This is a genomic window from Pelomonas sp. CA6, assembly GCF_022549225.1.
GTDB lineage: Bacteria > Pseudomonadota > Gammaproteobacteria > Burkholderiales > Burkholderiaceae_C > Roseateles.
On record NZ_JAKZFD010000008.1, the window covers coordinates 71773 to 90913 of the forward strand.

At 70.2% G+C, this 19141-nt stretch carries 17 protein-coding genes and 2 pseudogenes; 15 read left to right on the plus strand and 4 right to left on the minus strand.

Going from position 1 to position 19141, the window contains the following annotated elements:
- The first annotated feature begins 104 nt into the window (after positions 1–104).
- The 8 genes and pseudogenes from gshA to LZ017_RS14335 all read left to right on the plus strand — a co-directional run bounded on the left by gshA (position 105) and on the right by LZ017_RS14335 (position 7455).
- A complete protein-coding gene (gene gshA / locus LZ017_RS14300) occupies positions 105–1607 on the plus strand; it encodes a glutamate--cysteine ligase (RefSeq protein ID WP_241397546.1) in 1503 nt (500 codons plus the stop codon).
- 63 nt (positions 1608–1670) lie between these two features.
- Positions 1671–2576, plus strand: a pseudogene (locus LZ017_RS14305) (NAD(P)/FAD-dependent oxidoreductase); the annotation flags it as partial.
- A gap of 81 nt (positions 2577–2657) precedes the next feature.
- Complete coding sequence (locus LZ017_RS14310) at positions 2658–3026, plus strand: dihydroneopterin aldolase (protein WP_241397727.1); 369 nt, start codon at positions 2658–2660, stop codon at positions 3024–3026.
- Positions 3027–3073: 47 nt separating this feature from the next.
- Positions 3074–3949 (plus strand): annotated as a pseudogene (gene ttcA / locus LZ017_RS14315) (tRNA 2-thiocytidine(32) synthetase TtcA); the annotation flags it as partial.
- Positions 3950–4108: 159 nt separating this feature from the next.
- Positions 4109–4753, plus strand: coding sequence for a DUF4136 domain-containing protein (locus LZ017_RS14320; RefSeq protein ID WP_241397548.1), 645 nt, complete (start codon positions 4109–4111; stop codon positions 4751–4753).
- A gap of 87 nt (positions 4754–4840) precedes the next feature.
- Complete coding sequence (gene glmU / locus LZ017_RS14325) at positions 4841–6226, plus strand: bifunctional UDP-N-acetylglucosamine diphosphorylase/glucosamine-1-phosphate N-acetyltransferase GlmU (protein ID WP_241397549.1); 1386 nt, start codon at positions 4841–4843, stop codon at positions 6224–6226.
- A 130-nt stretch (positions 6227–6356) separates the two neighbouring features.
- Entirely contained in the window at positions 6357–6812 is a 456-nt protein-coding gene (locus LZ017_RS14330) for a hypothetical protein (RefSeq protein WP_241397550.1), read from the plus strand.
- Positions 6813–6924: 112 nt separating this feature from the next.
- Positions 6925–7455, plus strand: a complete 531-nt coding sequence (locus LZ017_RS14335) for an SRPBCC family protein (RefSeq protein WP_241397551.1) — start codon at positions 6925–6927, stop codon at positions 7453–7455.
- Between the two features lie 39 nt (positions 7456–7494).
- Here LZ017_RS14335 and LZ017_RS14340 read toward each other — a convergent pair whose 3' ends face one another.
- Entirely contained in the window at positions 7495–8352 is an 858-nt protein-coding gene (locus LZ017_RS14340; protein ID WP_241397552.1) for a transposase, read from the minus strand.
- Between the two features lie 132 nt (positions 8353–8484).
- Entirely contained in the window at positions 8485–9000 is a 516-nt protein-coding gene (locus tag LZ017_RS14345; RefSeq protein ID WP_241397553.1) for a thioredoxin family protein, read from the minus strand.
- A 107-nt stretch (positions 9001–9107) separates the two neighbouring features.
- Here LZ017_RS14345 and LZ017_RS14350 point away from each other — a divergent pair, with 107 nt between their 5' ends.
- Complete coding sequence (locus tag LZ017_RS14350; RefSeq protein WP_241397555.1) at positions 9108–10010, plus strand: DUF808 domain-containing protein; 903 nt, start codon at positions 9108–9110, stop codon at positions 10008–10010.
- A gap of 18 nt (positions 10011–10028) precedes the next feature.
- On the opposite strand, the gene LZ017_RS14355 is transcribed toward LZ017_RS14350, so the two are convergent.
- Positions 10029–10895, minus strand: coding sequence for an ion transporter (locus tag LZ017_RS14355; RefSeq protein ID WP_241397556.1), 867 nt, complete (start codon positions 10893–10895; stop codon positions 10029–10031).
- A gap of 76 nt (positions 10896–10971) precedes the next feature.
- Between LZ017_RS14355 and LZ017_RS14360 the strand changes: the two genes are divergently transcribed.
- Together LZ017_RS14360 and LZ017_RS14365 are read left to right on the plus strand one after the other, a co-directional pair.
- Complete coding sequence (locus tag LZ017_RS14360; RefSeq protein ID WP_241397558.1) at positions 10972–11577, plus strand: UPF0149 family protein; 606 nt, start codon at positions 10972–10974, stop codon at positions 11575–11577.
- A gap of 172 nt (positions 11578–11749) precedes the next feature.
- Positions 11750–13936, plus strand: coding sequence for a C1 family peptidase (locus LZ017_RS14365; RefSeq protein ID WP_241397560.1), 2187 nt, complete (start codon positions 11750–11752; stop codon positions 13934–13936).
- 31 nt (positions 13937–13967) lie between these two features.
- Here the strand turns inward: LZ017_RS14365 and LZ017_RS14370 are convergent, their stop codons facing one another.
- Complete coding sequence (locus LZ017_RS14370; protein WP_241397561.1) at positions 13968–16577, minus strand: prolyl oligopeptidase family serine peptidase; 2610 nt, start codon at positions 16575–16577, stop codon at positions 13968–13970.
- A 196-nt stretch (positions 16578–16773) separates the two neighbouring features.
- Here LZ017_RS14370 and LZ017_RS14375 point away from each other — a divergent pair, with 196 nt between their 5' ends.
- From LZ017_RS14375 to LZ017_RS14390, 4 genes are all read left to right on the plus strand, one after another.
- The gene (locus LZ017_RS14375; RefSeq protein WP_241397562.1) at positions 16774–17196 is read left to right on the plus strand and encodes a hypothetical protein; all 423 of its coding nucleotides are present in this window, start codon (positions 16774–16776) and stop codon (positions 17194–17196) included.
- Positions 17197–17352: 156 nt separating this feature from the next.
- The gene (locus LZ017_RS14380; protein ID WP_241397564.1) at positions 17353–17580 is read left to right on the plus strand and encodes a hypothetical protein; all 228 of its coding nucleotides are present in this window, start codon (positions 17353–17355) and stop codon (positions 17578–17580) included.
- Between the two features lie 106 nt (positions 17581–17686).
- Complete coding sequence (locus LZ017_RS14385) at positions 17687–18808, plus strand: ABC transporter substrate-binding protein (RefSeq protein ID WP_374109927.1); 1122 nt, start codon at positions 17687–17689, stop codon at positions 18806–18808.
- 66 nt (positions 18809–18874) lie between these two features.
- Positions 18875–19102, plus strand: a complete 228-nt coding sequence (locus LZ017_RS14390; RefSeq protein ID WP_241397565.1) for a hypothetical protein — start codon at positions 18875–18877, stop codon at positions 19100–19102.
- The last annotated feature ends 39 nt before the right edge of the window (positions 19103–19141 follow it).

Here is a 19141-nt window from a genome sequence, read left to right on the forward strand (position 1 = left end):
TCCGGCCTAGCATAGATGGGCTTGGGCGGGGTCAAGCAGGTTTAGCCCAACTCTGTTAACTTGCGCGCCCACAGAACAACGAGGAGCCGGACTTGAGTGCATGGATGGAGCGACTGAGCGCATTGGACGCGGCGCGCCTGACCGGCATGCGTCGCGGCGTGGAGAAGGAAAGCCTGCGCGCCACGGCGCAGGCCAGCCTGGCCCTGACGCCGCATCCGGCCTGCCTGGGCTCGGCCCTGACCCATCCCGCGGTGACCACGGACTTCAGCGAATCGCAGCTGGAGCTGATCACCGGCGTGCATGCGTCGGCCGACGACTGCGTGCGCGAGCTGACCGAGCTGCACCAGGGGGTCTACCGATGTCTGGGGCCGGAGTTGATGTGGGTGTCCAGCATGCCCTGCGCGCTGCCCACCGACGAGACCATCCCGCTGGGCCGCTATGGCAGCTCCAACATCGGCCGCGCCAAGAGCGTCTACCGCATGGGCCTGGGCCATCGCTACGGCCGGCGCATGCAGACCATCTCGGGCATTCACTACAACTGGTCGCTGCCCGGCCTGGGCAATGACGACTACTTCGCGCTGATCCGCAACTTCCGTCGCCACTCCTTCCTGCTGCTGACCCTGTTCGGCGCCTCGCCGGCCCTGTGCAGCAGCTTCGTCCAGGGCCGCGAGCACGAGCTGCAGCCGCTGGGCAGCAGCCTGCACATGCCCTACGGCACCTCGCTGCGCATGGGCCGGCTGGGCTACCAGAGCGACGCGCAGTCCAGCCTGGCGGTCAGCTACAACGGCCTGGAGGGCTATGCCGCGTCGCTGCAGGAGGCGCTCACCCGCCCCTATCCGGCCTACGAGGCCATCGGCGTGCGCAACCCCGGCGGCGAATACAACCAGCTCTCCACCACGCTGCTGCAGATCGAGAACGAGTTCTACGGCACCATCCGGCCCAAGCGCACCATCCGCTCGGGCGAGCGCCCGCTGCACGCGCTGCGCGAGCGCGGCGTCGAGTACGTCGAGGTCCGCTGCATGGACCTGGATCCCTTCGAGCCAGTGGGCATCAGCGCGTCGACGATGCGCTTCCTGGACCTCTTCCTGCTGCACTGCTGGCTGAGCGACAGCCCGCCCGACAGCCCGCAGGAGATCGCCGCGCTGGCGCGCAACCAGCAGCGCACCGCCGCCGCCGGCCGCGAGCCGGGGTTGATGCTGGAGCGCCAGGGCGGCGAGCAAAGCCTGCGCGACTGGGGCCTGGAACTGCTGGCGCAGATCCAGCCCATCGCCGCACGGGTGGACGCGCTGCTGGGCGGCAGTGCCTACACGCAAGCCCTGACCCTGGCCCGGCAGCGCTGGGACGATCCGGCGCAGCTGCCGTCGGCCCGCGTGCTGCAGGCCATGCGCGAGAAGCACGACAACTCTCACCTGGCCTTCGTGCTGGCGCAATCGCAGCAGGCCCGCGACACCGTGCTGGCGCAGCCCCTGCCCGAGGGATTGATGGCGCGCTTTGCGCAGGCCGCCGCAGACTCCGTCGACGCGCAAAAGCGCATCGAAGCCGCGGACCGCCTGGACTTCGAGGCCTTCCGCCAGGACTACGTCTCCCCCGCCCAGCTGCGGGTTTGAGCGGCGCGAGACGGGTGCTGGGATAATTGCGGGTTCGCGCGCGAGCGCCTTCCCGCCTCACCCATGTCCGACCTCACCCCGGCGCCCCTGCCCGCCGACGTCGATCTCGCCATCCTTGGCGCCGGCCCGGCCGGCTGCAGCGCCGCGTCCTGGCTGGCCCAGCTGGGCCACCGCGTCGCGTTGATCGAGCGCGGCGACCAGCCCTGTGCCGCGCTGCAGTCGCTGCGCTTCCCGCAGCACTGGGTGCTGGGCGAGCCGGGCGAGAGCCTGGCCGCGCTGGGGCAACGCTATGCGGCGCAGGTGCGCGGCCAGACCGGCGTGCATCTCGTCGTGGGCCAGCAGGCCGTGCAGCTGGACTGGCTTTCGGGCGAGGGCTGGCAGCTGCGGCTGGACGACGGACGCCTGCTGCGCTGCCGCGCGCTGATGCTGGCCACCGGGCTGCGCCCGCTGCTGCCAGGCAGCCTCTACCCACGCCCGGCGCAGGCGCGCGTGCTGGACTCCATCGCACTGGCCACCCAGCGCAGCCAGCTGCCGCGCGGCCGCACGCTGCTGCTGGGCGCCGGCGACAACGCGGCCGAGAACGCGCTCTTCCTGCACGAGCAGGGCCACCAGGTGACGCTGTGGTCGCGCGGCGACTGGCGCGCACAGCAGGCGCTGGTGGAGCGCATCCACGCGCTCGCGCCGGCGATCGCGCTGCGCCTGCACACGCCGGTGCCGACCCAGGTGGTGGCCGACGCGCAGGGGGTCAGCGTGCATTCGTCCAGCCATGGCCACGAGCGCTTCGACCATGTGGCCGTGCTGCTGGGCTTCGAACCCGAGCCGTCCGCCTGGCTGCTGGTCGGCGACGCGCTGCAGCGCGCCGGCATCAGCGCGCCGTCGCAGCCGCTGCGCGACGAAGCCCGCTTCGCGCAGCTGGGGCTGTTCGTCGCCGGTGATGCCAGCGCGCGCCAGCACCCTTGCGTGCAGACCGCGCTGGGCGATGGCGTCGTGGCTGCCAAGCGGGTGCAGGAATGGCTGCAGCCGCCGCGCGAGAACCAGGCACCGCCGGCCCTGCGCCGCAACAACCGCCAGGTCATTCACATCAGCGGGCTGCGCTTCGGCGCCAACCTGGGCCTGCTGGATTTCGAGCGCGAAGGCCCGCAGCCCATCCAGGTCGACGCCGAGATCAACCTGGGCGCGCAGATGATCGTCTCGCGCGACGCCGACATCGGCCACGTGCTGGATTACCGCCGCATCCGCAGCATCATCATCGAGGAATGCACGGCCGAGCACACCGACCTGCTGGAGGCCATGCTGGGCAAGCTCTGCACGCGGCTGATGAAGCTGGCCGGCGTGGTGGGCGTGCGCATCAAGGTCACCAAGCTGGAGATCTTCCCCGACTGCCAGGTCGCCATCAGCGCCGAATGCGGGCAGTGGTAGCCGTGCCCTGCCCCGCCCCGTCCGAACACCGAAACCCATCGACCACCATGACCGAGACCGCCACCCGCCCCGAGCTCGACGCCGAACGCCTCGCCGCCGAGAAGAAGCACGCGCACGAGATGAACAAGCTCTCCAAGCGCCTGCACCGCCTGGTGGGCCAGGCCATCGCCGACTTCAACATGATCGAGGACGGCGACAAGGTCATGGTCTGCCTGTCCGGCGGCAAGGACAGCTATTCGCTGCTGGACATCCTGATCAACCTGCGCCAGCGCGCGCCGATACGCTTTGACATCGTCGCGGTGAACCTGGATCAGAAGCAGCCCGGCTTCCCCGAGGAGGTGCTGCCCACCTATCTGCGCAGCATCGGCGTGGACTTCCACATCGAGAACCAGGACACCTACTCCATCGTCAAGAAGCTGGTGCCCGAGGGCAAGACCACCTGCAGCCTGTGCTCGCGCCTGCGCCGGGGCATCCTCTACCGCGTCGCCAAGGAACTGGGCGCGACCAAGATCGCGCTGGGCCACCACCGCGACGACATCGTCACCACGCTGATGCTGAACATGTTCTTCGGCAGCCGCATGAAGGGCATGCCGCCCAAGCTGGTCAGCGACGACGGCCAGAACGTGGTGATACGTCCGCTGGCCTATGTGCGCGAGTCCGACCTGGTGCGCTGGTCCGAGCACCGCCAGTTCCCCATCATCCCCTGCAACCTCTGCGGCAGCCAGGAGAACCTGCAGCGCGCCTCGGTCAAGGCCATGCTGCAGGACTGGGACAAGAAGTTCCCCGGCCGCGTGGACAACATGTTCACCGCGATGGGCAACATCGTGACCTCGCACATGATGGACCGCAAGCTCTTCCCCTTCGAGACCATCAAGGCCACCGGCAGCCCGGTCGCCGGCGGCGACATCGCCTTCGACGAGGAAGAACACTGCGGCGAACCGCCGAGCGCGGTGATCCGGCTGATGCCCGACGAGGCTTGACCGCGCCTTTACAGACGCGATACGCACGGATCACAGACGGCCGCCTGGTTTGGTCGCAAAATCGACGGCAATCGTCGTTCTACTTGCGACTAGGAGGCAATCATGATCAACCGACGTCTGGTCCTGGGCGGCCTGACCGCCGGCGTCGCTGTGCTGACGCTGTCGGCCTGCAGCGGCATCAACACCGTCAGCGCCGACGCGCAGAGCTTTGGCAGCTGGCCCGCCGGCCGCGAACCGGGCAGCTACGCCTTCGAGCGCCTGCCCTCGCAGCAGCAGAATGACCGGCTGCAGACCGAGCTGGAAGCGCAGGCGCGCATCGCGCTGGAGAAGGCCGGCTTCAAGCCCGCGGCCGACACCAAGAGCGCCGACGTGCTGGTCTCCATCGGCGTGCGCGTCAGCCGTGCCGACCGCGCGCCCTGGGACGACCCGCTGTGGTGGCGCTGGAACGGCAGCTACTACCACTGGCGCTATGGCCCCTGGCGCCCGTACTACAGCCGCCTGGGCTATGCCTACCCGATGGACCCGATGATGGAGCGCCGCTACGACCGCGAGGTGGCGCTGCTGCTGCGCGACCGCAAGAGCAGCGAGCCGCTGTACGAGGCCCGCGCCAGCAATGACGGCATGACCCAGGGCGACCTGAGCCTGGCCGGCGCGCTGTTCGAAGCCGCGCTGGCGGACTTCCCGCAGACCCGCCCCGAGCCGCACCGCGTCTCGGTCATGCTGGGCCAGCCCGCCCCCGGCAAGTAAGCGCCCCCGGCCCGGATTCCGGGCCCAGGCCCGCGATAATCGCGATTCCCTCCGGAAGTCCGGAGTCCAGGGAGTCGCGATTTTTCTATGGCACTGAACATCGTCATCATGGCTGCGGGCAAGGGCACCCGCATGAAGTCGGCCCTGCCCAAGGTGCTGCACAAGCTCGCCGGGCGCTCGCTGCTGCAGCATGTGCTGGACTGCACCGCGCCGCTGCAGGCCGCCCAGCGCATCGTCATCACCGGCCACGGTGCCGAGCAGGTCGAAGCCGCCACCGCGGCATCCGGCGCCCGCTTCGTGCGCCAGATGCCGCAGCTGGGCACCGGCCATGCGATCCAGCAGACCGTGCCGGTGCTGCCCGATGACGGCACGACGCTGATCCTCAACGGCGACGTGCCGCTGATCCGCAGCGAGACCGCGCGCCGCCTGGCCGAGGCCTGCTCCGACCGCGCGCTGGTGCTGCTGACGATTGACCTCGCCGACCCGACCGGCTACGGCCGCATCGTGCGCGAGGGCGGCCGCGCCGACGGCGCGGTGCAGGCCATCGTCGAGCACAAGGACGCCACGCCCGAGCAGCGCCTGCTGCGCGAGGGCTATACCGGCATGATGGCCGCGCCCACCGCGCTGCTCAAGCGCTGGGTGATGGCCCTGTCCAACAACAATGCCCAGGGCGAGTACTACCTGACCGATATCGTCGCGATGGCAGTGGCGGAGGGCGTGCCGGTGCTGGGCCTGAAGGCCGCCGACGAGACCGAGGTGCTGGGCGTCAACAGCCCGCTGCAGCTGGCCGACCTGGAGCGCCGCTACCAGCGCCGCCAGGCCGAGACCCTGATGGAAGCCGGCGTGCGCCTGGCCGACCCGGCGCGCTTCGACCTGCGCGGCGAGCTGGTCTGCGGCCAGGACGTCGAGATCGACATCAACAGCCTCTTCGAAGGCCGTGTGGAGCTGGGCGATGGCGTGCGCATCGGCGCCAACTGCGTGATCCGCAACGCCCGTATCGCGGCCGGCGCGCGCATCCACGAATTCACCCACATCGACGGCGAATCGGCCGGCGTGAGCATTGGCGAAGGCGCGCTGATCGGCCCGTTCGCGCGGCTGCGACCCGGGGCGCAGCTGGGCGCCGAGGTTCACATCGGCAACTTCGTCGAGGTGAAGAACTCGCAGCTCGGGCGCGGCGCCAAGGCCAACCACCTGGCCTACCTGGGCGACGCCACGGTGGGCGAGCGCGTCAACTACGGCGCCGGCTCCATCACCGCGAACTATGACGGCGCCAACAAGCACCGCACCACGATAGGCGACGACGTGCACGTGGGTTCCAACTGCGTGCTGGTGGCCCCGGTCACGCTGGGCAATGGTGCCACCGTGGGAGGCGGCTCCACCATCACCCGCGACGTGGGTGCCGGCGAGCTGGCCGTGGCGCGCGGCCGACAAACCGCGGTCGCCGGCTGGAAGCGGCCGCAGAAAAAGCGCTGAAATCCGGACAGATCGCCGATACTGGATTTCGTGTGACGTATGCACGCGCGCCGCGCGGCCTGCCGGCCTTCCCCCTGATTCACGGGAAGCCAAAGGCCGGGCGGCCGTCTAGCATTCGCACGAACAAGCCATGAACGCCGCCCACCTCGACTCCGACATCCCCGCCCAGCCGGCCGACGACGCCAGCCAGGCGGCGTCGCGACCTGAGCTGCAGTCCCTGTTCGAACACGAACAACAGCAGGACCAGGCCGACCAGGCACGCACGCTGGAGCAGATGGCCTTGTTCCATGCCCGCTGCGACCAGGCGGCCGAGGCCTGCTGGTATCTGTGTCGCAGCCTGGGCCTGGCGCGCCAGCAGGAACCGGGAGAACCGGGGCTGGAACTGCTGTTCCAACTGCTGGGCGCGCTGTCCGACCTGCCCGCCGAGGTCTGCGCCGCGCCGCTGCCCGAAGGCCCCGGCGACGGGCTGGGCATCGCCGAGCTGTGCCATCAGCTCGAAGCCGCGCGCGCGCTGACCCAGGACGCCTGGGACGAAGCGCCCGCCGCTCACGCACCGCCCACGGCACCGGCGCTGGCGCTGCACTGAGCCCTTCATTTCCGTCGTCGCTGGACGCCCGCCGAGGCGCTTCAGGTTTGTGCGCATTGCCCAAGCCCCGGGCCTGGGCGCATGCTGCAGCCTCTGCCTACGGGAGTCCGCGATGAGGCTGCTGAAACGTGTGCTTCTGGTGTTCGTGCTGCTGCTGGGCCTGCTGCTGCTCGGCGGGCTGGCGATGCCATCCAAGTTCCGCGTGGTCCGCGAGGTGCAGATCGGCGCCAGTGCCGACAAGGTCTATGCGCTGATCGCCAGCCCGCGCCAATGGGCGGGCTGGTCGGTCTGGCACCAACGCGACCCGGCCATGATGATCGACTACAGCGGCCCGGAATCCGGCGTCGGTGCCAGCTGGGCCTGGCGCAGCCAGAGCGAAGGCGACGGCCGCATGCGCTTCACCGCCGCCGAGCCCGGTCGACGGCTGGGCTACGAGTTGTTCTTCCCCGATTTCGGCACCAGCTCGCAGGGCGAATTCGTGCTGGAGCCCACGGCCGGCGGCACGCGGGTGGTCTGGCGCATGGATGGCGACATGGGCCGCAACCCGCTCTACCACTGGATGGCCTTGTTCGCCGACCGCATGGTGGGCCAGGACTTCGAGGCGGGACTAAATGGGCTCAAGCGCCTGGCCGAAAAGCCCTGAGTCCTGGCGGGCTGGGCAGCGGCACGGAACGCCACACGCTCAGGCCGCCGCCGTTCCCCGGTTGCGCTCGTAACCGGCGATCAGGCGGCTGACGCGAGAGACCGACAGGCCCAGCTCCTGCGCCAACGCGCTCATCGTGAGCCCGCCCTCGGTATGGGCGCGGTACAGCGCCAGTTCGCGCTGCCCCTGGCACTCGCGCAGCCAATCGCGCCAGGGCCGGGGCCGCATCGGCGCGGCGGCACGCCGGCGCGACGGCGTGCCGCCGCGCACACGGGCCACAAAGGCCTCATCACCCAGATAGACCTGCTGGCGCAGGTGTTGCCAGATGTCCAGGCCCGGCTCGGCCTGCACCAGGCGGCGGTAGCGCTGCGCAGCGCGGCGACGCTCGGCGGCGCTGCGCGGCGGGCCCTCGTTGATGAAGCTCCACAGCCCCTCCACGTCCAGCCACTCCGGGGCGGGGCTCAGTCCCGCATGGGCGGCATAGCTGCTCCAGGGCCAGTCCTCGGGTGAACGCGCCAGGCCGGCGCGCACGCCGCCCAGGTCCACATAGCGGCAGACGTCCAGCAGCAGCTGCAGGCGATCCACCATCACGGCGCGAAATCGCCCATGGAAGAGGTGTCCGCCACGGCCGCGGCGGCGGTTGCAGGCCTGGGTGTAGACGCCGTTGAGATGGCGCATCAGCCGCGAGAGATTGGCCTGGCGCGTGAAGACCAGCAGCTCGTAATGGTCGCGCGCGAGCGCATAGGCCAGCACCTGGGCGTCGAAGCGCTGCATGGCCTGCGCCAGCAGTTCCAGGAAGGTGGCGCGATCGGTGTCGTCGGCGAAGACCGGCGGCCCGCCATGCGAGCTCACGTGGTAGACGGCGCCCGGAATTTCGATGCGGAGGGGTCTGGCCATGCAAGCAAGTTAGGCCACCCCTGTCCAAAAAACAAGCGCCCAGGCAAGAACTGACCCCCGGAGCGGCGACCCTGTCCCCGCACTCGGGGGACAGGTCTTGCCCGACGGCGCGTCAGCGCCGCCACGGCAGGGTCAGTGTGCGGCCAGCTTGGCCAGGACCTGCAGCACGGCGTCTTCGCCCATGCCGCGGGCGTTCGCGAGCTCGCCGCCCTGCGTGCTGCCCAGCACGCGGCCGTCACCGGCGAGCAGGGCCACGGTGGGGATGCCCTTCTTCAGCGGCACGCCCATCTGCTGAGCCAGATCGACGTTGCGGTCGAAGCGGCCGACGTTGACCTTCAGCACCACATAGCGCTGCTCGATCTCGGTGGCTAGGCGCCCCTGATGGAAGCTGCGGTCCAGCGCCAGGCAGTCCTTGCACCAGTTGGCGCCGTACACGACCAGCAGCGGCTTGCGCTGCGCGCCGGCACGGGCCAGGGCCTCGTTCAGCTGGGCACGGGCGTCGGCGTGCTCGCCATAGGGTGCGTGGACGGCGGCCTGCGAGGCGGCCGGGGCAGCCTGGGTCGGCGCGGCGGCCGGGGCGGTCTGGGCGGCGGCCGGCAGCGCCACGAGGGCGGCCGCGGCCAGCAATGCGAAGCGGCGTGGATTCATGGGCGCAGTGTGCCATCGACATGCAAGCCCAGTCGCCCGTCATGCCCGAGCCCCTGGCGCCGCTGGGGTACAAACGAGGTTTTGCCTTGCAAGAAAGCTCAGCCGCCATGGCCTCCAGCCTGCTCGCCCTCCTCGACGACATCACCAGTGTGCTCGACGACGTCGCCGTGCTCTCCAAGCTCGCCGCCAAGAAGACCTCGGGCGTGCTGGGCGACGACCTGGCGCTCAACGCGCAGCAGGTCACCGGCGTGGCCGCCGACCGCGAGCTGCCGGTGGTTTGGGCCGTGGCCAAGGGCTCGCTGGTCAACAAGGCCATCCTGGTGCCGGCGGCGCTGGCGATCAGCGCCTGGGCGCCGCAGGCGGTCACGCCGCTGCTGATGCTGGGCGGCGCCTTCCTGTGCTTCGAGGGCGCCGAGAAGCTCGCCCACCGCTGGCTGCACACGGCAGAGGATGAAGCCCATGACGAGGCGCTCGCGCGCGGCGTGCAGGACCCCACGGTGGACCTGGTGGCACTGGAGCGCGACAAGATCAAGGGCGCAATACGCACCGACTTCATCCTGTCCGCCGAGATCATCGCGATCACCCTGGGCACGGTGGCGGGTGCCGATTTCACGACGCGGCTGATGGTGTTGTCCGGCATCGCCGTGGTGATGACGCTGGGCGTCTACGGCCTGGTGGCGGGCATCGTGAAGCTGGACGACGCGGGCCTCTACCTCAGCCAGCGCCGCCAGGCCTGGCAGCAGGCGCTGGGCCGCGGCCTGCTGGCGCTGGCGCCCTGGCTGATGAAGACCCTGTCTGTGGCCGGCACGGCGGCGATGTTCCTGGTCGGCGGCGGCATCCTCACGCACGGCCTGCCAGCGCTGCACCATGCGCTGGAGGCCGCGATGCAGGGCCTGTCAGGCTGGACGCAAACCCTGGCCGGCATGCTGGGCGACGGTCTCGTCGGCCTGGCCGCCGGCGCGCTGCTGGTGCTGGGGGTCAGCGCCGTGCAGAAGCTGCGCGGCCGCTGAGCGCAGGTGGCACGGCGCTCAGTCGTGCTGATAGGGCGGCAGGCGGGCGCCGCAGTCGCGGCAGAAGCGGGCCTCCGGCAGGTGGCCTTCGCTGAGACATTCGTGGCAGCTGCGCGTGGTCGCGGGCCGGCCGCGGCGCTGCGCCGCCAGCTCCGCGGTGACGATGCCGGTGGGCACGGCCAGCGTGCCCCAGCCCAGCAGCATCATCATCGAGGCGATCAGGCGGCCCAGGTCGGTCTTGGGCGTGATGTCGCCGAAGCCCACCGTGCTCACCGTGGTGATGGCCCAGTAGACGCTGGCCGGGATGCTGGTGAAGCCGTTCTCAGGGCCTTCGATCACGTACATCACCGTGCCCAGCACCACGACCAGCATCAGCACCATGGTCAGGAAGACCTGGATCTTGCGCGCGCTGGCGCGCAGTGCCTGCAGCAGCAACGCGTACTCGGCCACATGGGCGCCGAGCTTGAAGATGCGGAACACGCGCAGCAGACGCAGCACGCGCACGTCGACCAGCGCGTACAGCTCCGGCATGAAGATGGCCAGATAGGTGGGCAGCACGGCCAGCAGGTCGACGATGCCGAAGAAGCTCAGCGCGTAGCGCAGCGGATGGCGCACGCAGGCCAGGCGCAGCAGGTATTCGGCCGTGAACAGCGCGGTGAACAGGTATTCGGCCCAGCGCATCCAGTCGCCATGGGCCTCGCGGATCGCGGTGACGCTCTCGGCCATCACCAGCAGCACGCTGGCCAGGATCAGCGCGATCAGCCCCAGGTCGAAGGCCCGGCCGGCGCGAGTGTCGGCCTCGAAGATGACGGTATAGCAATGCAGGCGCCAGCCCGACAGGGGCCTGCCCAGCGGGGAGACGGCGGAGACGGGGCGATGATTCATGGCCGCAGTGTAGGCAGAGCGGCCGGCGATGCTGATACGCTTGCGCGACCGCCCGCACCGGGCCCGAGACCCCACCATGGACTATCCGCAGTACAAACCTGAATCCGCCGACTACCTGCCGCTCAGCGACGACGAGCTGCAGGACCTGGACGAGCTGCTCGCCGACCTGCCGGTCGACGAGGCGATGAACATCGAGGCGCTGGACGGCTATCTCAGCGCGCTGCTGCTCAGCCCCGTGCCGCTGGCCTCGCTGCCCGGCGCCGACTGGCTGCCCACGATCTGGGGCGGCGGCGACCCCTTCGCCAGCGGCAAGCAGCGCAAGCGCCTGGTGCTGCTGGTACTGCGCCATCTGCACAGCCTGGCGGTGCAGATCGGCGAGCGCCCGCAGGAATGGGAGCCCATCTACAGCGTCGCCGAGGACGGCGATCAGCAGCTGGTGGACGCCGAGGACTGGTGCGTGGGCTTCATGATGGCGGTGGATCTGCAGGCCGAGGCCTGGGCCCCGCTGTTCGAGAACATCAAGACGGCCGCCGCGCTGGCGCCCATCGCGCTGCTGGGCGGCGACGAGGGCCAGCTCAACCCCGAGGAGCGTGCCAAGCTCGCCGATCTGCACTGGCGCGACGCGCTGAGCCGCGAGGTGCCCGAAGGCGTGCTGACGCTGTGGGCGCGCCGCGCGGCTTGATCACACCCCCCTGAAGATTGGTGTTCACGGGGCGCGGCCGCGCCTCTACGATGGGCTGGACCTTTTGTTGACCTGAGGAGGCCGTGCCGGACCTGCGGCGCTGCCCCGCCCCCCTCGCCCCGTCCGGCTGCGCCGCGGCGGATCGAGGCGCTCAGCACCGAGGAGTTCCACCATGCCCCGCAAGAGCGTCGCCATCGGACCACGCCAGCTGACGCTGGACGCCCGCCCCGACCGGCTGGACCTGCGTGACCGGTCCTACCAGCCGCCGCTGGGCAGCCTGCCCGCGCAGTTCCCCACCGACGACGACGTCCGCCACTGGTTCGCCGCCTATGCCGACGCCGGCCTGGTGCTGAACCAGGGCGAGGACGGTGCCTGCACCGGCTTCGGCCTGGCCGCGGTGATCAATTACCTGCTCTATGTGCCCGGCCTGGTGCAGGGGAGCGCGGACAAGCCGCGCCGGGTCAGCCCGGCCATGCTGTACCGGCTGGCCCAGGTCTATGACGAATGGCCCGGCGAGGACTACGAAGGCTCCAGCTGCCGCGGCGCCCTGAAGGGCTGGCACCGCCACGGCGTCTGCAGCGAGGCGCTGTGGCCCTATGCGCTCGATGCGCAGGGGCGGCGCCAGCCGCAGGCGCCGCTGGAGGACGCCCAGGCGCCCGACGATCCCGCGCGCAACTGGGACGTGGATGCGCTGCGCTGCACGCTGGGGGTCTACTACCGCATCAATGCGCGCTCGGTCGTGGACATGCAGGCGGCCATCAGCCACACCGGCGCGATCTACGTGCAGGCCACTGTGCACGAGGGCTGGGCCGTGCCGGCGCGCGCCCCGCTGCGGGGCCACGAAGACCTGCCGGCGATCCGCCATGTGCCCAAGCCCAAGAAACCCGGCGGCCACGCTTTCGCGCTGGTGGGCTACAACGAACTGGGCTTCGTGGTGCAGAACTCCTGGGGCGAGGACTGGGGGGCGCGCGGCTTCGCGCTGCTGCCCTACGAGGACTGGACCACGCATGGCCAGGACGCCTGGACCTTCACGCTGGGCGTGCCGCGGCTGCATGCGCTGGCCGCGCGCGGTGGCGCCCGGCCCTTGCGCTCGCCGCGCTTCACGCTGCCGTCCTCGGGCGCCCAGCCGGTGCACGACTGCACCGATCAGCAGGGCAGCATCGGCCTGGTCGGCGGTGGCGACGCCTTTTCGCGCCGCTACCGCGACCTGCCCGCGGCGCAGCAGCCGCTGGACGCGGACCAGGCCTACCGCCATGCGCTGCTGCTGGACCGCGGCTTTCCGGTGCGCAACGACATCACCGCCGAAGACGCGCAGACCGCGCTGGCCCAGGCCGCGCTGCAGCGCCCGCTGGCCTGGATGCAGGCCCAGGGCAGCCGCAAGCTGCTGGTCTACGCGCACGGCGGGCTCAACAGCGAGGCCGACTCCATCGCCCGCGTCCGCGCCATCGCTCCTTATGCGCTCGGCGCGGGGCTGTACCCGCTGTTCCTGACCTGGCGCAGCGGCGCCTTGGAAACCGTCGGCGACCTGGTCGAGGAGGCCTTGGCGCGCATGGTGCCCGGCGCCGGCGAGGGCCCGTCGCGCGGCTGGATGGACCGGCTCACCGACAAGACCGACCGCCTGCTGGAGCCGCTGCTGCGCGCGCCCGGCGGCGCGATGTGGGGGCAGATGAAGCTCAATGCCGAGCGCGCCAGCAGCCATGCACAGGGCGGCGTGCGCGCGATGGTGGAGCAGCTGAAGCAATTGGCGGCGCAGCGGCCGGGGCTGGAGATCCACCTGATCGGCCATTCGGCCGGCGCCATCGTGCTGGGCGCAATGCTGCCGCTGCTCGCCCAGGCCGGGCTGAAGGCAGCGACGCTGCGCCTGTTCGCGCCCGCCTGCACGCTGCGCTTTGCGCTGGACTACTACAAGCCGGCCGTGGAGAACGGCACCCTGGACGCGCGGCGCTGGATCCTGCATGTGCTGTCGGACCGCAACGAGCTGGACGACAGCGTGGGGCCCTACCGCAAGTCGCTGCTCTATCTGGTGAGCCGCAGCTTCGAGGACCTGCACAAGACGCCGCTGATGGGCATGGCCAAGGCCTTCGACGCCGCCACCGCCACCGATGCGGCGGCGGACGATCAATGGTCCGGCGCCAGCCTGCCCGAGCTGCGCGCCTGGCAGGCCTTCTGGGCCGCGCAGGAGAAGGCGGGCGCCCAGAGGCTGGAGTTGTCGCGCCGCGACGTGCCCACCGGGGTCGGCAGCATCGCCGCGTCGCACGGCTGCTTTGACAACGCGGTGGACCTGATGGGCGACGCGCTGGGCTATGCGCGCGACCCCAAGGCGCCGCAGCGCGTCAGCATCCGTCGGCTGGACTACTGAGCGCACCCAGCCCCGGCGCTGGCGCGCCGCGTCACTGCGCCCGGCCCAGGTGCTGCAGCCAGAAGGCCTCGTACTTGCGGTGCCAGCCGGCGGTCTTCACCGCGCCGCCCATGCCGTGCTCACCGTCCGGGTCCAGGAACAGGTCGACCAGACCCTCCTTGCCGGACTCCATCAGCGCCCGGTACACGTTCACCGTGTCCTGGAACAGCACGTTGGGATCCTGCATGCCATGCACCAGCAGCAGCGGCTTCTTCAGGTTGCGCGCCAGCGGCAGCAGCGAGTACTTGCGCAGCACCGGCTTGCTGCGGTCCACCTTGCCGATGGTGCGGCCGCTGTACCAGCTGTTGTAGTTCTCCCATTCGGTGGGGCCGGCGCCGGCGATGCCGGCGGCGAACAGGTCGGGCTTGGTGTACAGCGTGTACTGAGTCTGGAAGCCACCGAAGCTCCAGCCGTTCAGGCCGATGCGCTGGCCGTCCACGCCCAGGTTGGCCTTCATATGGGTGACCAGGTCCTCCAGGTCCTCGCTCTGCGGCCGGCCCGGCTGCTCCCAGTTCGCGTCGGCGAAACGGCGGCCGTAGTTGGAGTGGCCGCGCGGGTCCACCGCCACCGTCACATAGCCGTGGCGCGCCGCCATGTACATGCCGAACAGATAGCCGGTGGGCTGGAAGCTGTCGGTCTCCACGGTGTGGCGGTCATTCAGCGGGCCGCCATAGGTGTAGACCACCGCGGGGCGACGGTCCAGCGCCGTCCAGCCCTTGGGCTTGAACACATAGGCGTAGAGTCGGTCGCCGTGGCGGTTGACGAAGCTGAAGCGCTCGGGCCGCAGCGCGTCGACCTGGGCCCAGGCCGGGTCATGGCTCTGCGTCAGCACGCGCGGCTCGGCGCCTTGCGCGCTGAGCAGCTTGAGCTCCGGGCGCTCGCCCCAGTGCCCCGCCACCGCGGCCAGCCACTGGCCGTTGCGCGAGACGGTGGCGTTGCGGTGGTAGTCGGGGCTGCGTCCCAGCGCCTGCATCGCGCCGTTGCGCAGGTCCACTTTCCACAGGTTCATCGCGCCCAGGTCGTCCTTGTTGGCGGCCACGAACATCTGCGTCGCGTCGGGCGTGAAGCCCAGCACGTTGTACGCCTCGAACTCGCCCTTCAGCAGCGGCTTGAGCGCGCGCGTGGCCAGGTCCATCGCGACGGGCTGGCGCCAGCCGTCCTGGTCCAGCACCAGCACCAGCTGCTTGCCGTCCGGCGTGAAACGCGGCGTCATCACATTGACCAGCTCATGGTGCAGCGGCGCGCGGCGCTCCAGCACCATCTCGGGCTTGGCGCTCTCATCGGCGCGGCCCAGGTAGACGCGCAGGCGCTCGATCTCGCGCTCCCAGGTCACGAAGGCGTAATGGCTGCCGTTGCGCGTCCAGGCCAGCGGCGAGATTTCGAACCAGGTGTCGCCGCCGGGATGCGTGAACACCGGCTGCGGCTGCTTGGGCAGATCCACGCCGGGCGCGGGCAGCTGGCGGATGTACAGGGCCAGCGGCTGCAGCAGGCGCTTGTCGTCGGAGACCTCGCGGTCCACCGTGCGCGCGCTCGCGAAGCGCTCCGAGTAGCCCATGATCTCGACCTGGCGGCCCGGCTTGGGGGCCGGCTTGCCCTCGGCGCCGACCAGCGGTGCGCGCGCCACCAGGGCCATCCAGCGACCGTTCTCGCTCAGCGCGGTGGACTCGATGCGGTACTTGCGGTCCTCATCGTCGGCATGGAGCAGCTCGGGGTTGACCCACTGGATGCGCGCCGAATCGAAGCGCGCACCCATCACGCGCGCCTCGTCCTGGAACCAGTAGCCCTTGTCGTCGGCCATGTAGCCGATCACGCTGAGCTTGCGGCCCAGGTTGAGCAGCGGCTGGGCGCGAGCGTCACCGGCCTTCCAGCGCAGCAGCTGGCCGCGGTACTGGAAGATCAGCTCGTCGGCGCTCTGCGCCCAGGCGAACTGGGCCACGCCGGGGTAGAGGTCCTCGGGCTTGAGCTTCTCGCGCTGCTGCTTTTTCTTCAACTCGTCGCGCAGCTCCCAGAGCTCGAGCTCGGCCTTCTTGGCCGCGGGGGCGGAGGCCGCCGCCGCCGGGGCGACGGGCGCGGACGCCGCGCTGTCGGCCAGCGCCGCCTTGTCGGCGGCCTTGCGGGCCTCGTCGCGCTGCTTCTTCTGTTCCAGCTCGAGCTTGAGCTGCGCCAGCTCGGTGCGCTCCCATTGCCCCAGATCCGCCGCCTCGCCGCGCAGATAGGCGGCCTGCGCCTCCTCGCGCGCCTGGCGCTGGTCCTGCTCGCGGTCACGCTGCTGGCGCTTGCGCTCGAAGCGCGCCAGCTGTTCCGGCGTGTCCACCGCGGCCATCAGCGCGGGCGAGGACAGCCTCAGGGTCTGGCCCGAGCGCAGGTCGTGCACATACAAATCCTGGCCCGGTTCGCCGAACGGGTTCCACAGATAGGCCAGGAAGCGGCCGTTGTGGCTGAACTGAGCCGACTTCGCCGCCTCACCACGGTAGGACTTGGCGCGGAACAGCTGTTCCAGGCTGGGCCCTGCCAGACCGGCTGCGGGCGCCTGGGCCCAGGTTTGCGGAGCCGTCGCGACCAGCACCCCCACCGCCCATGCGACCAGCGCCGGCCGCCACATTCCAAATCCGTTCGATGTCTTCTCGTTAATGGCCATTCGCCGCTCCAGCACCCCCGTTCGGGGCGGCGGGATTGTAAAAAGTTGTGGCCGTCACCCCCTTGGACATGGGGGGCGGCACATTTGTTTACCGCACAGGGGTGCACCGCGGGCATGCTGATCGCGTTGAAACACAAGACAACACTCCCGGGACCTTGTCATGACCACCTCCCTTCCCCGCCTGGGCGCCACGCTGGCATTGGCGCTCGCCGCCGCGCTGACCGTCACCCCGGCTGCACAGGCCGCCGATGTCGGCGTCTCCATCAGCGTGGGCCAGCCGGGCTTCTACGGACGCATCGACGTGGGTCCGGTCGCTCCCTCGGTGATCTACGCGCAGCCGACGGTGATCCGACCGATTGCGCGTCCGCCGGCGCCCATTTATCTGCGCGTGCCTCCCGGGCACTACCGGAACTGGTCCAAGCACTGCGCGCGCTACGACGCCTGCGGCACCCCGGTCTACTTTGTCCGCGAGGACTGGTACGAGCACCGCTATGGCGCTGACTGGCGGCGCGAGGACCGCGACGGGCCGCCGCGCGGTCATGGGCGCGGCCATGGTCATGGCCATGGCCGCGATCGCGACTGAAGTTCGCACAAACGTACCAAGCACTCGGTAACCGCCCCAGGGGCCGCGGCCAAGGGGGCTCGCGTATAGTCCGACCAGCGACTGTCGCCGCCTCCTATGCTTGCCAAGATCCTCGCTTCCGTGGGTTTGCTGTGCTGCCTTGTCCTGGCTGTGCACATGGCATTGCCTGCCGTGCAGCGGGCGCGGCTGGAGGCCTGGCTGACGGGTCTGCGCAGCACGCTGCGGCGCGGCCCGCCAGGGCGGCTGGACCGCCGGGCACGCCGCCGCGCCGCCCACCAGGAAGCGCAGGACGCGATCGCGCGGGCGCGCCGCCGCGCCCACCACTGGGACGGCAACGTCTACCGCGCCACCGAATTCGACCGCGGCAGCGACAGCAAGCACTGACCCCCGCGGAGGCGACTGCGTCGCCGCCTCTTGATGCGTCTTCGCCCTATCGCGCCCGGCGGGCTGCGGGCATCATGCCAACCCAAGATCAACGAGGGAGACACGCATGGGACGACTGCAGGTCTTGTGGAATCTGGCGCTGAGCGCCGGGCTGATGCTCAACGCCGCCAACGCAAGCGCGCAAATCCTGATCGGCCAGACGGCCGGTTTCAGCGGCCCGGTCGCGGCCGGCGTCAAGGAAACCACCGACGGTGCCAAGCTCTACCTCGACGCCGTCAATGCCGGCGGCGGCGTCAATGGGCAGAAGATCCAGCTGATCTCCATGGACGATGGCTTCGAGCCGCAGCGCGCCGGCGAAAACGCGAAAAAGCTGGTCGTCGACGACAAGGTGCTGGCGCTGTTCCTGACGCGCGGCACGCCGCACAACCAGGCCATCCTGCCACTGCTGGCCGAGCACAAGCTCGCGCTGGTGGCTCCGTCCACCGGCGCCATGCTGCTGCATCAGCCGGTCAACCCCTATGTCTTCAACGTGCGCGCCACCTACCAGCGCGAGGCCGAGCGCGCGGTGCGCCACCTGAGCCTGATCGGCATGGAGCGCATCGCCGTGCTGCAGGTGGACGACAGCTTCGGTGCCGACGCCGTGCAGGGCGCGCAGAAGGGCTTCGCCGCGGTGGGCAAGAAACCGGCGCTGCTGGAAAAATTCGACCGCGCCAAGCCCGACTTCAGCACCATCGCCCCCAAGGTGGCCAAGGCCGAGGCGCAGGCCGTGCTCTTCATCGGCTCGGGTGTCGCGGTCGCCGACGGCATCAAGGCGCTGCGCGGCGCCGGCTCGCGCGCGCAGGTGGTGACGCTGTCCAACAATGCCTCCGCCGGCTTCATCAAGCAGCTGGGCGAGCAGGCGCGCGGCACCATCGTCACCCAGGTCTTTCCGTATGAGCGCTCGCTGTCCGCGCCCATCATCCGCGAGGCCGCGGACCTGCTGCGCGCCAAGGGCAGCGGCGACATCTCGCCGGCCATGATGGAAGGCTTCGCGGCCGCCAAGGTGCTGGTCGAAGGCCTCAAGCGCGCCGGCAACAACCCGACGCGCGAAAAGCTGATCGCCGCGCTCAACGGCCTGCGCAAGCTGGACCTGGGCGGCATGGAGCTGGGCTACAGCGGCAGCGACCACAGCGGCCTGGACTACGCCGACCTGTCCATCATCGGCCCCGACGGCAAGTTCCACCGCTGAAGGCCGCGGGCGGCGCTGCAATACACTGCGTCTTTGGCCGCCGTGCCCGATGACGATGTATCAGCGATGAAAATTCACCAGATCGAGATCCAGAAGTTCAAGGCCGCGAGCAACTCCAGCCACGGCACGGTGAGCTTCAAGGTCGACGCGCTGGTGACGCCCAAGACGCCGGTCGACGGCATCGAGCCCGGCAGCCTGGTCACCATGAGCGAGGCCAATGCCCGCGTGCTGATGGCCTTGCTGAAGAAGCAGCTGGCCGAGTTCGACGGCCGCAAGGCGCGCAGCCAGCGCTGAGCGTCCCGGGCTCCGGGCCCTCGCCGCTCATCAGCCGCT